The organism is Oceaniradius stylonematis (assembly GCF_003149475.2).
Classification (GTDB): domain Bacteria; phylum Pseudomonadota; class Alphaproteobacteria; order Rhizobiales; family Rhizobiaceae; genus Roseitalea; species Roseitalea stylonematis.
In genome coordinates, this window is record NZ_QFWV02000008.1 from 431,439 (window position 1) to 444,984 (window position 13,546).

At 64.9% G+C, this 13,546-nt stretch carries 12 protein-coding genes; 2 read left to right on the top strand and 10 right to left on the bottom strand.

Annotation, left to right across the window (positions count from 1 at the left end; all coding sequences use genetic code 11):
* Nucleotides 1-32: 32 nt before the first annotated feature.
* The 9 genes from DEM25_RS15285 to DEM25_RS15325 are packed head-to-tail and all read right to left on the bottom strand — an operon-like array spanning nt 33 to nt 9,013.
* Nucleotides 33-1,172 (bottom strand): ABC transporter substrate-binding protein, encoded by a 1,140-nt coding sequence (locus tag DEM25_RS15285; RefSeq protein WP_109767453.1) that lies wholly within the window; start codon nt 1,170-1,172, stop codon nt 33-35.
* Between the two features lie 33 nt (nt 1,173-1,205).
* Nucleotides 1,206-1,442, bottom strand: coding sequence for an Lrp/AsnC ligand binding domain-containing protein (locus DEM25_RS15290; RefSeq protein ID WP_109767454.1), 237 nt, complete (start codon nt 1,440-1,442; stop codon nt 1,206-1,208).
* A gap of 10 nt (nt 1,443-1,452) precedes the next feature.
* Nucleotides 1,453-3,078, bottom strand: coding sequence for an AMP-binding protein (locus DEM25_RS15295; RefSeq protein WP_109767455.1), 1,626 nt, complete (start codon nt 3,076-3,078; stop codon nt 1,453-1,455).
* 3 nt (nt 3,079-3,081) lie between these two features.
* On the bottom strand, nt 3,082-3,531 hold the full coding sequence (locus tag DEM25_RS15300) for a cupin domain-containing protein (protein ID WP_109767456.1): 450 nt from the start codon (nt 3,529-3,531) through the stop codon (nt 3,082-3,084).
* An 18-nt stretch (nt 3,532-3,549) separates the two neighbouring features.
* The gene (locus DEM25_RS15305; protein WP_109767457.1) at nt 3,550-4,692 is read right to left on the bottom strand and encodes an acyl-CoA dehydrogenase family protein; all 1,143 of its coding nucleotides are present in this window, start codon (nt 4,690-4,692) and stop codon (nt 3,550-3,552) included.
* A complete protein-coding gene (locus DEM25_RS15310) occupies nt 4,692-5,492 on the bottom strand; it encodes an enoyl-CoA hydratase family protein (RefSeq protein WP_109767458.1) in 801 nt (266 codons plus the stop codon). Before DEM25_RS15310 ends, DEM25_RS15305 begins: the two co-directional genes overlap by 1 nt.
* A gap of 4 nt (nt 5,493-5,496) precedes the next feature.
* Nucleotides 5,497-5,967, bottom strand: a complete 471-nt coding sequence (locus DEM25_RS15315; protein WP_245412933.1) for a MarR family winged helix-turn-helix transcriptional regulator — start codon at nt 5,965-5,967, stop codon at nt 5,497-5,499.
* The gene (locus DEM25_RS15320; protein WP_109767460.1) at nt 5,967-6,722 is read right to left on the bottom strand and encodes an SDR family NAD(P)-dependent oxidoreductase; all 756 of its coding nucleotides are present in this window, start codon (nt 6,720-6,722) and stop codon (nt 5,967-5,969) included. Before DEM25_RS15320 ends, DEM25_RS15315 begins: the two co-directional genes overlap by 1 nt.
* Nucleotides 6,719-9,013, bottom strand: coding sequence for a bifunctional salicylyl-CoA 5-hydroxylase/oxidoreductase (locus DEM25_RS15325; RefSeq protein ID WP_109767461.1), 2,295 nt, complete (start codon nt 9,011-9,013; stop codon nt 6,719-6,721). Before DEM25_RS15325 ends, DEM25_RS15320 begins: the two co-directional genes overlap by 4 nt.
* Before the next feature lie 129 nt (nt 9,014-9,142).
* Between DEM25_RS15325 and DEM25_RS15330 the strand changes: the two genes are divergently transcribed.
* Nucleotides 9,143-10,375, top strand: a complete 1,233-nt coding sequence (locus tag DEM25_RS15330) for an acyl-CoA dehydrogenase (protein ID WP_109767462.1) — start codon at nt 9,143-9,145, stop codon at nt 10,373-10,375.
* A 3-nt stretch (nt 10,376-10,378) separates the two neighbouring features.
* The gene (locus tag DEM25_RS15335) at nt 10,379-12,340 is read left to right on the top strand and encodes a 3-hydroxyacyl-CoA dehydrogenase NAD-binding domain-containing protein (RefSeq protein WP_109767463.1); all 1,962 of its coding nucleotides are present in this window, start codon (nt 10,379-10,381) and stop codon (nt 12,338-12,340) included.
* Between the two features lie 6 nt (nt 12,341-12,346).
* Here DEM25_RS15335 and kynU read toward each other — a convergent pair whose 3' ends face one another.
* On the bottom strand, nt 12,347-13,537 hold the full coding sequence (kynU, locus tag DEM25_RS15340; RefSeq protein ID WP_109767572.1) for a kynureninase: 1,191 nt from the start codon (nt 13,535-13,537) through the stop codon (nt 12,347-12,349).
* Nucleotides 13,538-13,546: the final 9 nt, after the last annotated feature.

Here is a 13,546-nt window from a genome sequence, read left to right on the forward strand (position 1 = left end):
CCGGCTCCATGGGAAGGAGCCGGCCGAACGGGTTACATCTGGCAGTCGCCCGCATAAGCGTCGGCATGGTTCTCGAGCGCCGGGCCGATCAGCTTGTTGGTGTACACATCGCCTTCCTTGATGACCTCGCGCGCGTAGATCGTCTGGATCGGGTGATGGTTCGGGCCGAATTCGAAATCGCCGCGCGTGCTGTCGAAATCGGCGGCCCGCAGCGCGTCGCGGAATGCGTCGGCATTGGAGACGTCGGCCTTCTCAAGCGCCGAGATCAAGAGGTTGGCGGTATCGAAACCCTGGCTGGCATAGAGCGAGGGCAGACGGCCATATTCGGCCTGAAAGCTCTCGACAAAGGCCGCATTGGTCGGGTTGTCGATATCCTTGCTCCATTGCGAGGTGTTGACCACGCCGAGCGCCGCATCGCCGACCGCCTGCAAGATGCCCTGATCGAACGAGAAGGCCGGACCGACGACGGGGATGTCGATGCCCGAATCCCGATACTGTTTCAGGAAGGCGATGCCCATGCCGCCGGGCAGGAAGAAGAACACGCTGTCGGCATCCGAAGCGCGGATCTGCGCGATTTCGGCCGCATAGTCGGTCTGGCCGAGCGTCGTGTAGATCTCGCCCGCCAATTCGCCCTCGAAGAAGCGCTTGTAGCCGGTCAGCGCATCCTGTCCGGCCGGATAATTGGGCGCCAGGATGAACGATTTGCTGTAGCCTGCGCTGTTGGCATACGCGCCGGCCGCCTCGTGCAGATTGTCGTTCTGCCAGGCGACGTTGAAATAGTTGGGATGGCAGCCCGCGCCCGCGAGTGCCGAAGGTCCCGCGTTGGGCGACAGGTAGAACTTGCCCTGCGCGGTTACCGACGGCACCACGGCCATCGCCAAGTTGGACCAGATGATACCGGTCAGCACGTCGACCTGTTCGGCCTGGACCATCTTGTCGGCCAGTTGAACCGCGACGTCCGGCTTGCGCTGATCGTCCTCGACAATGACCTCTATGTCGTCACGGCCGGACTGCTTGATCGCCAAAAGGAATCCGTCGCGCACGTCGATGCCAAGACCCGCGCCGCCGCCGGACAGCGTGGTGATCATGCCGACCTTGGTTTCCGCGATTGCGCTGGCCGGCAGGACCACCGCGGCGGCCATGGCCGCCATCATAAGGCTTTTCAGTTTCATGTTTCTCTCCCTGTTTGATGGTTCTTGCAAACGTCAGAACGCCCTGAATGTCAGCGTCGTCAGCGACCGTTCAATCCCGTCAATGTCCAGCAGCCTGTCATTGATGAAACGGCCGATATCCTCCTCCTCGGGGATGTAGAGCTTGGCCAGAAGGTCGTACTCGCCACTCGTCGAATAGAGCTCGGAATGGATCTCCCGCCGCGCGATCTCATCGGCCACATCGTAGGTGGTGCCTGGACGACATCTGAACTGAACGAAAACACACTTCATGACGACCTCTTCAGTGACGGGGTGACGGCTTCAGCCGGAATCGCTGCACCTTGCCGGTCTGCGTCTTCGGCAGGGCGTCCACGAAGACGATGCTGCGCGGATATTTGTACGGCGCAATCGTCGCCTTGACGTGGTCCTGAAGCGTCTTGACCAGTGCCTCGTCGGGCGATGCGTCCGGACCGACAACGACATGGGCCTGGACGATCGCCCCACGCTCTTCATCCGGTGCGCCGATGACGGCGCATTCGGCCACATCGGGGTGAGCAAGCAGTGCCGCCTCCACTTCCGGCCCGGCGATGTTGTAGCCGGCCGACACGATGATGTCGTCATTGCGCGCGGCGAAATGGAAATAACCGTCGTCATCGACCCGGAACGTGTCGCCCGTGATGTTCCATCCGTCCATGACGTATTTGGCCTGGTTCTCGCCACGCAGATATCGGCAGCCGGTCGGCCCGCGCACGGCCAGCCGTCCCATCTCTCCGGCCGCGACGATGTCGCCCTTTTCGTCCACCACTTTCGCCTCGTATCCGGTCACCGGCTTGCCCGTACAGGCGGGCTTGTGATCATCAAACCGGTTGGAGATGAAAATGTGAAGCAATTCCGTCGCCCCGATACCGTCGAGCATCGGTTTGCCGGTTTTTTCCCGCCACTCCTCATAGACCGGCGCCGGCAGGGTTTCGCCCGCCGAGACCGCCGCACGCAGCGAAGACAGGTCGGCACCCTCCTCCATGCCGCGCAGCATGGCGCGATAGGCGGTGGGCGCGGTGAAGCAGACGGTCGCTTTGTACTTCTCGATGATCTCGATCATGTTGGGCGGGCTGGCATTTTCCAGCAGCGTCGCGGTCGCGCCGAAACGCAGCGGAAAGATGGCCAGTCCGCCCAGCCCGAACGTGAAGGCAAGCGGCGGCGAGCCGACGAAGACATCGTCGGGCGTCACGCCCAACACCTCGGCTGCATAGCCGTCGGCGATGATCATCAGATCGCGGTGGAAATGCATCGTCGCCTTGGGTTCGCCCGTCGATCCCGACGTGAAGCCGAGCAGCGCGACATCGTCCTGCGCAGTCTGGACGGCATCGAACCGGACCGGCTTTTCAAGCGCCAGCTGGTCCAGTTCCGCGTCATGGTTGGAGGTGCCGTCAAAGCCGACGACACGTTTGAGGAACGCGTTTGTAGCGGCACAGGCCGCCATTTCGTCCATCAGCCGCGTGTCGCACAGCGCAAAGGCGATCTCGGCCTTGTCGATATATTTGGACAGCTCCGCCGCGCGCAGCATCGGCATCGAATTGACGACGACGGCGCCGGCCTTGGTCGCCGCCAGCCAGCAGGCGACCATCGCCGGATTGTTGGCCGAGCGGATCAGCACCCGGTTGCCCGGCTTGACGCCGATATCGTCGACCAGCGCATGCGCCAGCCGGTTGGTCCAGTCGGTCAGTTCCTTGTAGGTCCGCCGCCGGCCATTGCCGATAAGCGCAGTGTGGTCGCCAAAACCCTTGCCGACCATCGCATCGGTCAGTTCGACCGCCGCGTTCAACCGTTCGGGATAGTCGAAGCCGTCCAGCAGCAGATCCGGCCACTGGTCGAGCGGCGGCAGGTTGTCACGCGTAAAGGTATCGGTATGGGCGGAGGGAGCGGGCATGGCTCACTCATTGGCTTCCGGTGGCAGGAAATCGACATCGTGCTCGGCCGAGACTTTCACGACGGCCTCGACATCGGTCATGTTGTGCAGTTCTTCGAAGAGCTCTTTCAGCTTGCCCGCCGGCGAGACCCAGAACAGCGCCCGGCACGGCTTGTCCGACTTGTTGAAATAGCCATGCGGAATGCCGCGGGGCATGCGCACCAGATCGCCTTCACGCGCCTTGGTCCATTTGCCGTCGAGCTTGAGGTCCAGTTCGCCTTCCTGCACGAGAATGAACTCGTCCTGCGTCGGGTGGATGTGCACGGGCACGGCATCGCCGGGAGCCGAGTTCGTTTCAAAGGCGAATGTGCTCTCGCAAACCGCCTTCGGATAATAGGTCTGGCCGAGAATGTTCCAGGTCGTTTCCTTGTAGCCGACACCGTTTTCGGTGATGCCCTTTTCCAGCTCTTTCATTGCAGTTCTCCTCCTTTTTCAGCCGCCGAGCGTCTGGCGGGCTATGACGACTTTCTGAACGTCCGATGCACCCTCGTAAATGCGCAGTGCCCGGATTTCGCGGTAGAGCGTCTCGACGGCATGGCCCGACCGGACGCCGTCGGCGCCATGAAGCTGGACGGCCTTGTCGATCACCTCTTGCGCCCGGTCGGTGGCGAAAAGCTTGGCCATCGCCGCCTCGCGGGTGATGCGCGGCGCACCCATGTCCTTGGTCCACGCGGCGCGGTAGATCAGAAGCGCCGCCGCATCCACATCGAGCGCCATGTCGGCGATATGGCCCTGGACCATCTGCAGATCGGACAGCGGCGCGCCCTGCACATGACGTTTTGCAACCCGGCCGATCGACTCATCGAGCGCCCGGCGCGCGAAGCCGAGCGCGGCTGCGCCGACGGTCGGGCGGAAGATGTCGAGCACCGACATGGCGATCCTGAACCCCTCGCCGGGATTGCCGATCATCGACGAAGCCGGGATCTTGCAGGCGGAAAAACGCAACGTCGCCAGCGGATGGGGCGCGATCGTCTCCAGCCGTTCGGTGACCTCGAAACCGTCGATGCCGGCGGGAACGATGAACGCCGAAAGGCCCTTGGCGCCCGGCGCTTCGCCGGTCCGCGCAAAGACCGTGTAGACGTCGGCGATGCCGCCATTGGAGATCCAGGTCTTTTCGCCATCGAGCACGAAGGCGTCGCCATCGCGTGTGGCGGTCATCGTGCTGTTGGCGACATCGGAGCCCGATTGCGGCTCGGTGAGCGCGAAGGCGGCAATCGCCTTGCCCGAGCGGGAAAGCGGCAGCCATTGCGCTTTCTGGTCGGACGACCCGAACAGCGAGATGGCGCCGGTACCGAGCCCCTGCATGGCAAACGCGAAATCGGCCAGCCCCTCATGGCGCGCCAGCGTTTCACGGATCAGGCACAGCGTCCTCACATCGAGCTTGCCGTCCTCTGCGCCGGTGTGCTCCAGGAACCCCGCCGCGCCGAGATCCGAGACCAGTGTGCGGCAGGCCGCATCCACGTCCGCATGATCGACGCCGCCCAGATGCCCGGCCGCCCACCCATCGATTTCGTCCGCAAGCGCGCGATGCCGATCGTCGAAAAAGGGCCAGTCGAGGAAGCTCCGGTCCGCCATCAATCGCCCTCGAAGACCGGTTTCTTCTTCGCCGCGAACGCCTCATAGGCGCGGCGGAAGTCGTTGCCCTGCATGCAGATGGCCTGCGCCTGCGCTTCGGCTTCGATCGCCTGATCGAGGGACATCGACCATTCCTGCGCCAGCATCGTCTTGGTCATGGCATTGGCGAATGTCGGCCCCGCACAGATGCGTTCGGCCAGTTCCATGGCCACCGATTCCAGTTCGGCCGCGTCCGACAGGCGATTGAAAAACCCCCAGGCATGGCCCTCTTCGGCACTCATGGACCGGCCCAGATACAGAAGCTCATTGGCCCGGCCCTGCCCGATGATGCGCGGCAGCATGGCGCAGGCGCCCATGTCGCAGCCGGCAAGGCCGACCCGGTTGAATAGGAAGGCAACCTTGGCGTCCGGCGTTGCAACCCGCAGGTCCGACGCCATGGCGATGATCGCGCCGGCGCCCGCGCAAATCCCTTCGACGGCGGCGATGATCGGCTTGCCGCAATGGATCATCGCCTTGACCAGATCGCCCGTCATCCGGGTGAAGGCCAGAAGCTCCTTCATGCTCATCTGCGTCAGCGGCCCGATAATGTCGTGCACGTCACCGCCGGAACTGAAATTGCCGCCATTAGGCAGGAAAACCACGGCGTGCACCTCATCATCATAGTGAAGGTCGCGGAACCAGTCGCGCAGTTCCGCATAGCTCTCGAAGGTCAGCGGGTTCTTGCGTTCGGGACGGTTCAGCGCGATGCGTGCCACCGGCCCGTCGATCGTGCACTTGAAATGCTGTGTGTCGCTGCGCATGGCCCTAGTCTCCGCCTTCGCCAAGATGTTCGGACACGCCGTCGAGCAATTCGCCAAAGCCGTCCAGTTCGTCCGGACCGAGGCCGCCGAGCATCTCGTCGAGCCAGGCCTCATGGGCTTGCGCCAGTTCGGCGAAGGCCGACTGGCCCGCCGGCGTCAGCCGCACCAGTTGCGCCCGGCGGTCGCCGGGCACCGCAACCCGAAGCGCCAGCCCGTCCTGCGTCAGACGGTCGACGATGCCGGTGACATTGCCGTTGGACACTTTCAGAAGGCCGGAGATTTCGCTCATCTTCAGACCGTCGGGAAACCGGGCCAGCGCCGACATGACATCGAAACGCGGCAGGGTGGACCCGTATTGGTCGCGCAGCCGCCGCCGGATCTCGGCTTCGATCGAGCTTTGCGCCTTCAAAAACCGCAGCCACAGACGCAGCCTCTGCTTGGAGAGCGGTTCGCTGGTCGGGTGGGTCTTGGGCATCATATCTCGCCCCCGGATATGCTCAGCGCGTGGCCGTTGACGGACCGGGCGGCGTCGCTGGCCAGCCACAGCGCGGTCTGCGCCACCTCGTCGGGCTGGATGAAACGTCCCTGCGGGTTGCCGGCACGCAGCGATTTTGCGGCCTCTTCGGCGCTCTTGCCGGTTTTCGCCACGATCGTTTCGATGGACCGATCCAGAAGCGGTGTCTCGATGAAGCCGGGGCAGATGGCATTCACGGTGATGCCGGTGCGCGCCAGTTCGATCGCCAGCGCCCGCGTCAGCCCGACGACGCCGTGCTTGGCGGCGCAATAGCCCGACACATAGCCATAACCCTTCAGCCCGGCTGTCGAGGCGGTGGCGATCATGCGTCCCCAGCCAAGCGCCTGCATGTCGGCAAGCGCGGCCTTGTAGGCGTTGAAGACGCCCGTGACGTTGACCGCAAGCATGACATCGAGATCGATCGCCTGCATCGCCGCGAACGGTTTGGACGCGGCGTCGCCGGCATTGGCGACAACGATCGACACCGGCCCGCAGGCGTCCCGCGCAGCCTCGAAGGCCTTTGTCACCGCGTCGGCGTCGGTGACATCGCATAGCTGGTAGCCGATCCTTTCATGTTCGGCCTGCGCGCGTAGCGGCTCTTCGCGCCGGCCCATCACGGTGACCACCGCGCCGGCATCGGCGAAGGCGCGCGCGGTCGCCGCCCCGACGCCAGAGCCACCGCCCGTTATCACCGCATGCCGGCCATCGAGCGTCATACGCGCACCGCCATGTCCGCCTCGCGGTCGGCCAGCCGCCAAAGCTGGTCGCGGCCGGCGAGATAGGGATCGGGCCATTTCTCGTGGCGGTCGCCGATCGCGGCGCCGGCGTGAACGGTCCAGTAGGGATCGGCCAGATGCGGCCGTGCCAGGCAGACCAGATCGGCGCGTCCCGCCATCAGGATCGAATTGACGTGATCGGCTTCGTAGATGTTGCCGACCGCCATGGTGGCGACCCCGGTCTCGTTGCGGATGCGGTCGGAGAACGGCGTCTGGAACATGCGGCCATAGACCGGCCGGGCATCGGTCGAGGTCTGGCCGGCCGAAACATCGATGATATCGGCGCCGGCCTGCTCGAACATGCGCGCGATCTCGACCGCTTCATCCGGCGTCACGCCTTCCTCGCCGACCCAGTCGTGCGCGGAAATCCGCACCGACATCGGCTTGTCGGCGGGCCATGCCGCGCGCATCGCCGCGAACAGTTCCAGCGGCCAGCGCATCCGGTTTTCGAGGCTGCCGCCATACGCGTCGCTGCGCCGGTTGGACAATGGCGAGATGAAGGACGAGACCAGATAGCCGTGCGCCGCGTGCAGCTCGATCATGTCGAAGCCGGCCCGGTCCGCCATTTCGGCCGCGGCGACGAACTGGTCGCGCACCATGTCCATGTCGGCCCGGCTCATCTCGCGCGGCGCCGGGTTGCGGTCCGACCACGGGATCGGTGACGCCGAGACGGTTTCCCAATTGCCGTCGGGCAACGGCGCGTCCATTTCCTCCCACCCAAGCTGGGTCGAGCCCTTGCGGCCCGAATGGCCGATCTGGCAGCAGATTTTCGCGTCGGTCTCGGCGTGAACGAACTCGGTCAGCCGGCGCCAGGCGGCTTCATGGTCGGGCGCGTAAAGTCCCGGGCAGCCGGGCGTGATCCGCCCTTCGGGAGAGACGCAGGTCATCTCGGTATAGACGAGCCCCGCCCCGCCCTTGGCGCGCTCCGCGTAATGGACGAAATGCCAGTCGGTCGGACAACCGTCGACGGCCTTATACTGGGCCATGGGCGAAACGACGACGCGGTTCTTGAGGTCCATGCGGCGCAGCCTGAACGGCGCGAACATCGGCGCGCGCACCGGCGCGTTGGCGCCAACGCCCGCCTTTTCCTGAAACCATTTCTCCGCCGAGCGCAGCCAGTCGGGATCGCGCAGGCGCAGATTTTCATGGCTGATCCGCTGCGACCGGGTCAGCATCGAATAGTAGAACTGCACCGGATCGAGATGCAGATAGCGATCGACATGCTCGAACCATTCCAGCGAGTTGCGCGCCGCCGATTGCAGCCGCAGCACTTCCAGCCGCCGTTCGTCCTCATATTTGGCGAACGCCGCCGTCATATCGGCCTCGGTGTGCAGATATTCGGCGAGCGCGATGGCGGATTCGAACGCCAGCTTGGTGCCCGACCCGATGGAGAAATGCGCGGTCGCCGCCGCATCGCCCAGCAGAACGACGTTCTCGTGGCTCCACTTTTCGCACAGCACCCGGGGAAAACGCAGCCAGGCCGAACCGCGAATGTGGTTGGCGTTGGTCATCAGACTGTGACCGCCCAGATGATCCTTGAAGATCGCCTCGCAGACGGCGATGCTCTCTTCTTGGCTCATCTGCCCGAAGCCGAACGCGTCGAACGTGTCCTGCGCGCACTCGACGATGAACGTCGCGGTGTCGTCATCGAACTGGTAGGCGTGGGCCCAGACCCAGCCATGTTCGGTCTGCTCGAATATGAAGGTGAAGGCGTCGGCGAAGGTCTGGCGCGTGCCGAGCCAGACGAACTGGCACAGCCGCTGCTCGATGTCCGGCTTGAACGTGTCGGCGTAGAGCGTCCGCGTCTTGGAGTTCAGCCCGTCGCTGGCGACGACAAGATCGAAGTCGCGCCGGTAATCCTCGGCGCTCTCGATCTCGGTCTCAAAGCGCATCTCGATGCCCAGTTCGCGGGCGCGATCCTGCAGCAGCTCCAGCAGCTTCATGCGGCCGATGCCGCAAAAGCCGTGCCCGGTGGAGACCAGCCGCTGCCCCTGGAAATGAAGCGCGATATCGTCCCAATAGGCGAAGTTCGCGCCGATTGCCCTGGCGCTGGCCGGGTCGTTGTCCGCCAGATTCTCCAGCGTCTCGTCGGACAGAACCACGCCCCATCCGAACGTGTCGTCCGGCCGGTTGCGCTCGATGACGACGATGTCGTGCGACGGATCCCGAAGCTTCATCGAGATCGCGAAATACAGGCCTGCCGGCCCTCCTCCCAGGCATGCGATGCGCATCTGCCTCTCCCTGCCTCTGGGATCGAAGCGTGGCACGAGGTTCAATCTATTTCAAGCATAAAATTTCTTGCTTGAAACATATCGCTCGGAACGATAGCCTCCGCGCACCGCAGCAAAGGGAGATCGCCGATGGCCGATGCAGCGACGCATGTGGGGCAGACGCCCGAAACCGCCCGCGCCCGCCCGGCACGGCTGAACTGGGAGGACCCGTTTCTCATCGACGACCAGTTGACCGACGAGGAACGGATGATCCGCGACAGCGCCGCGGCCTATTGTCAGGATCGGCTGTCGTCGCGCGTCGTCGAAGCCAACCGGCACGAAGTGTTCCATCGCGAAATCATGAATGAAATGGGCGAGTTGGGCCTGCTCGGCTCGACCATCCCCGAGGAGTATGGCGGCGTCGGCGCCAACTATGTCGGCTACGGCCTGGTCGCCCGCGAGGTCGAGCGCATCGATTCGGGTTACCGCTCGGCCCTGTCGGTCCAGTCCAGCCTCGTCATGCACCCGATCTTCGCTTATGGCACCGATTCCCAGCGGTCGAAATTTCTGCCCAGGCTGGCAAGCGGCGAATGGGTCGGCTGCTTCGGCCTGACCGAGCCCGATCACGGCTCCGACCCCGGCGGCATGACCACCCGCGCCAAACCGGTCGATGGCGGTTACCGGCTGTCGGGCGCCAAGAACTGGATCACCAACAGCCCGATCGCAGATGTCTTCATCGTGTGGGCCAAGTCCGATGCACATGACAACGCCATCAAGGGGTTCATTCTTGAGCGCGGAATGGACGGGCTGGAAACACCGAAGATCGAGGGCAAGTTCAGCCTGCGCGCCTCGACCACCGGCATGATCCAGATGGACGAGGTCTTCGTGCCCCAGGACAATCTGCTGCCGCACGCCGAGGGCCTGGCCGGCCCGTTCGGCTGCCTCAACCGCGCCCGCTACGGCATCGCCTGGGGCGCGATGGGCGCCGCCGAAGCCTGCTGGTTTGCGGCGCGCGACTATACGATGGACCGCAAGCAGTTCGGCAAGCCGCTTGCGGCCACCCAGCTGATCCAGAAGAAGCTGGCCGACATGCAGACCGATATCAGCCTGGGCCTTCTGGGCGCGCTCAGGCTGGGCCGGATGATCGACGATCACACGGCTTCAGCCGAACTGATCAGCCTGATGAAGCGGAACAATTGCGGCAGGGCGCTGGCGATCGCGCGCGAGGCGCGCGACATGCATGGCGGCAACGGCATTTCGGACGAATATGGCGTCATCCGGCACGTGATGAACCTCGAGGCGGTCAACACCTATGAGGGCACGCACGACGTGCACGCGCTGATCCTCGGCCGCGGCCAGACCGGCCTGCAGGCGTTCCAGTAAGCCATGGCCGTCACGCTTGAACGGGACGGCGATTGCGCCGTCGTCACGATCGACAACCCGCCGGTGAATGCGGCGTCACACGCCGTCCGCCAGGGGTTGATGGAAGCCGTTGCTACCTGCGACGCCGACCCGGCCGTCCGCACCGTCATCCTGCGCTGCACGGGCCGGACATTCGTCGCCGGCGCCGATATTCGCGAGTTCGGCCAGCCGCCGAAGGAACCGCATCTGCCCGACGTGGTCGCGGCGATCGAGACAGCCGACACGCCATGGATCGCCGCGATCCACGGCACCGCGCTTGGAGGCGGGCTCGAACTGGCCATGGCATGCCGCGCGCGGATTGCCGCCGACGACGCAAAATTGGGTCTGCCGGAAGTCAATCTCGGCCTGATCCCCGGTGCCGGCGGCACAGTGCGGTTGCCGCGTCTGGTGCCGGCAGAGACCGCGCTGACGATGGTCGCCGGCGGAAAGCCGGTCGGCGCGGCGCAGGCGCATCGCGCCGGGCTGGTTGATGAAGTCGCCGAAGGCGACCTTCTGGCCGCCGCACGGGACATGGCGCGATCGACGACCGGCGACGAGCCGCGAACGCTTGAACGTCCGGTCCGGCACCCGGCGGATGCGGACTCCTTCGCCGCCCAGAAGGCCAAGCTGATTGCCAAGGCGCGCGGGCAGCAATCGATCGAAGCGGCCGTGCACGCCGTCGCACGCGCTCTCGAATTGCCGGCCGACGAGGCTCTGGCCGCCGAGCGCGATGCTTTCCTTGAATTGAAAGCCTCCGATCAGTCGGCGGCGCTGCGGCACATCTTCATGGCGGAACGGGCGACGCTGTCCGATCCGCGCTGCAAGGGCAGACCGCACCCGTTCGGCACTGTCGGCGTGATCGGCGGCGGCACCATGGGCGCAGGCATCGCTGCGGCCTGCCTTCTGTCCGGTCTGACCGTGATCCTCGTCGAGCGCGACGGCGAAGCCGCGCAGGCCGCACACGAACGCGTGTCGTCGATCCTCGATCAAAGCGCCAGGCGCGGCATCGTCGATGAGACGATGCGCGCCGCTATCGGCAACCGCTTTTCGGCCCATGACGGCTATGCCCCGCTGTCGCGGGCCGATCTGGTCATCGAGGCGATCTTCGAGGAGATGGACGTCAAGAAAGCCGTTTTCGCCACCCTCGACACTGTCACAAAGGCCGATGCGATCCTGGCGACCAACACTTCCTATCTCGACGTCAACGCCATCGCGTCCACTGTCGCCGATCCCTCGCGTGTCATCGGTCTGCACTTCTTTTCGCCGGCCCACATCATGAAGCTTCTGGAAATCGTCGTGCCGGACCGCGTCGCCGACGATGTCGTGGCCACCGCCGCGGCATTCGCAAAGCGCCTGAGAAAAACCGCGGTCCTGTCCGGTGTGTGCGACGGTTTTATCGCAAACCGCATCATGTCCGCCTATCGGCGGGAGGCCGATTACCTGATCGAGGACGGCGCACTGCCCGCAGATGTCGACCGCGCCATGCGCGACTTCGGCTTTCCCATGGGCGTCTTCGAGATGCAGGATCTGGCCGGCCTCGACATCGCCTGGGCGATGCGCAAGCGGCGCGCCGCCACCCGCGATCCAAACGAACGCTATGTGGCGATCGCCGACAAGCTCTGCGAACAGGGCCGCTTCGGCCGCAAGACCGGCGCCGGCTGGTATCGCTACGAAGACGCAAAGCCGGTTGCCGATCCCGAGGTGACCGCGCTGATCGACGCCGAACGCGCACGCAAGGGCATCGAGCCCGCCAGTCTGCCGGACGACGCGATCATGGACCGCATCGTGTCGGCCATGCAGAGCGAGGCGCAAAAGGTTCTCGACGAAGGCATTGCGTCCGGGCCGGGCGATATCGATGTCGTCATGACCAGCGGCTACGGGTTTCCGCGCTGGCGCGGCGGGCCGATGTTCATGAAGGCGCGGCAGGACGCCGGGGAGCGCGCCTAGCGCAGGTCAGGTCACCCGCCCGCGCGCCCGATAGGCCGGATCGTCCCACAGACTCCGATCCAGAACGTCGGCCAGAACATCGACGGCACCGCGCACATCGTCCTCGTCGATATAGAGCGGCGTGAAGCCGAAACGCATGATGTCCGGCGACCGGAAGTCGCCGATCACGTTGCGCGCGATCAGCGCCTGCATCGCCGCATAGCCGTGTTCGAACGCAAACGAGACCTGGCTGCCGCGCATGGCGGCGTCGCGCGGGCTGGCGAGCGTCAGGTCCGGGCAGCGCGCCTCGACCTCGGCGATGAACGTCTCGCACAACGCGATGCTCGCCGCGCGCACATCGTTGATGTCGATATCGTCCCAGACCTTGAGCGCTTCGTCGAGCGCGGCGATCTGTATGATCGGCGGCGTGCCCACCCGCATCCGCTCGATGCCCGATGCCGGCCGATAGTGCGGCTCGAAGGCGAACGGCGCGTCATGGCCCAGCCAGCCGCTCAACGCCGGCTCGACATCGTCGACAATGTCCGGATGCACCTGAATGAAGGCCGGCGCGCCGGGCCCGCCATTGAGATATTTGTAGGTGCAACCGACGGCAAATTCAGCCCCGCAGGCCGTCACGTCGACCGGCACGGCGCCGGCACTGTGAGCGAGATCCCAGATCATCACCGCGCCGGCCTCATGGGCAAGCCGGGTGATCGCATCCATGTCGTGCATGCGCCCGGTGCGGTAATCGACATGGGTGAGCATCACCGCCGCCACCTCTTCGGTGATGGCACCAGCGACCGCCTCGGGATCGACAACGCGCAGTTCGTGCCCCTTGTCCAGCTGCCGGATCAGGCCCTCGGCCATATAGAGATCGGTCGGGAAATTGCCGCTGTCGGACAGGATCACACGACGGCCGGGCCGCATCGCAAGGGCCGCCGACAAGGCCTGATGGACCTTGATCGACAGCGTGTCGCCGAGCACCACCGTGCCTTCCGGCGCACCGATCAGACGGCCGATCCGGTCGGCGACCGCGACCGGCTGCGCCATCCAGTCATCGACGTTCCAGCCCTTGATCAGGTGTTCGCCCCATTCGTGCCCGACCATCGATGCAAGACGATCGGGAACCGTGCGCGGCAGCGGGCCGAGCGAATTGCCGTCAAGATAGATCATCCCGTCGGGCAGGTTGAACCGCTGCTTGACGGGAAGCGCTGTCATCGCGCTTTG

Excerpts from the sequence above, each read along its gene's own strand:
- DEM25_RS15295 (WP_109767455.1), bottom strand. The coding sequence starts at position 3,078 with ATGCCCGCTCCCTCCGCCCATACCGATACCTTTACGCGTGACAACCTG.
- DEM25_RS15325 (WP_109767461.1), bottom strand. The coding sequence starts at position 9,013 with ATGCGCATCGCATGCCTGGGAGGAGGGCCGGCAGGCCTGTATTTCGCG.
- DEM25_RS15310 (WP_109767458.1), bottom strand. The coding sequence starts at position 5,492 with ATGCGCAGCGACACACAGCATTTCAAGTGCACGATCGACGGGCCGGTG.
- DEM25_RS15285 (WP_109767453.1), bottom strand. The coding sequence starts at position 1,172 with ATGAAACTGAAAAGCCTTATGATGGCGGCCATGGCCGCCGCGGTGGTC.
- DEM25_RS15315 (WP_245412933.1), bottom strand. The coding sequence starts at position 5,967 with ATGCCCAAGACCCACCCGACCAGCGAACCGCTCTCCAAGCAGAGGCTG.
- DEM25_RS15300 (WP_109767456.1), bottom strand. The coding sequence starts at position 3,531 with ATGAAAGAGCTGGAAAAGGGCATCACCGAAAACGGTGTCGGCTACAAG.
- DEM25_RS15320 (WP_109767460.1), bottom strand. The coding sequence starts at position 6,722 with ATGACGCTCGATGGCCGGCATGCGGTGATAACGGGCGGTGGCTCTGGC.
- DEM25_RS15305 (WP_109767457.1), bottom strand. The coding sequence starts at position 4,692 with ATGGCGGACCGGAGCTTCCTCGACTGGCCCTTTTTCGACGATCGGCAT.
- DEM25_RS15290 (WP_109767454.1), bottom strand. The coding sequence starts at position 1,442 with ATGAAGTGTGTTTTCGTTCAGTTCAGATGTCGTCCAGGCACCACCTAC.
- DEM25_RS15335 (WP_109767463.1), top strand. The coding sequence starts at position 10,379 with ATGGCCGTCACGCTTGAACGGGACGGCGATTGCGCCGTCGTCACGATC.
- DEM25_RS15330 (WP_109767462.1), top strand. The coding sequence starts at position 9,143 with ATGGCCGATGCAGCGACGCATGTGGGGCAGACGCCCGAAACCGCCCGC.
- kynU (WP_109767572.1), bottom strand. The coding sequence starts at position 13,537 with ATGACAGCGCTTCCCGTCAAGCAGCGGTTCAACCTGCCCGACGGGATG.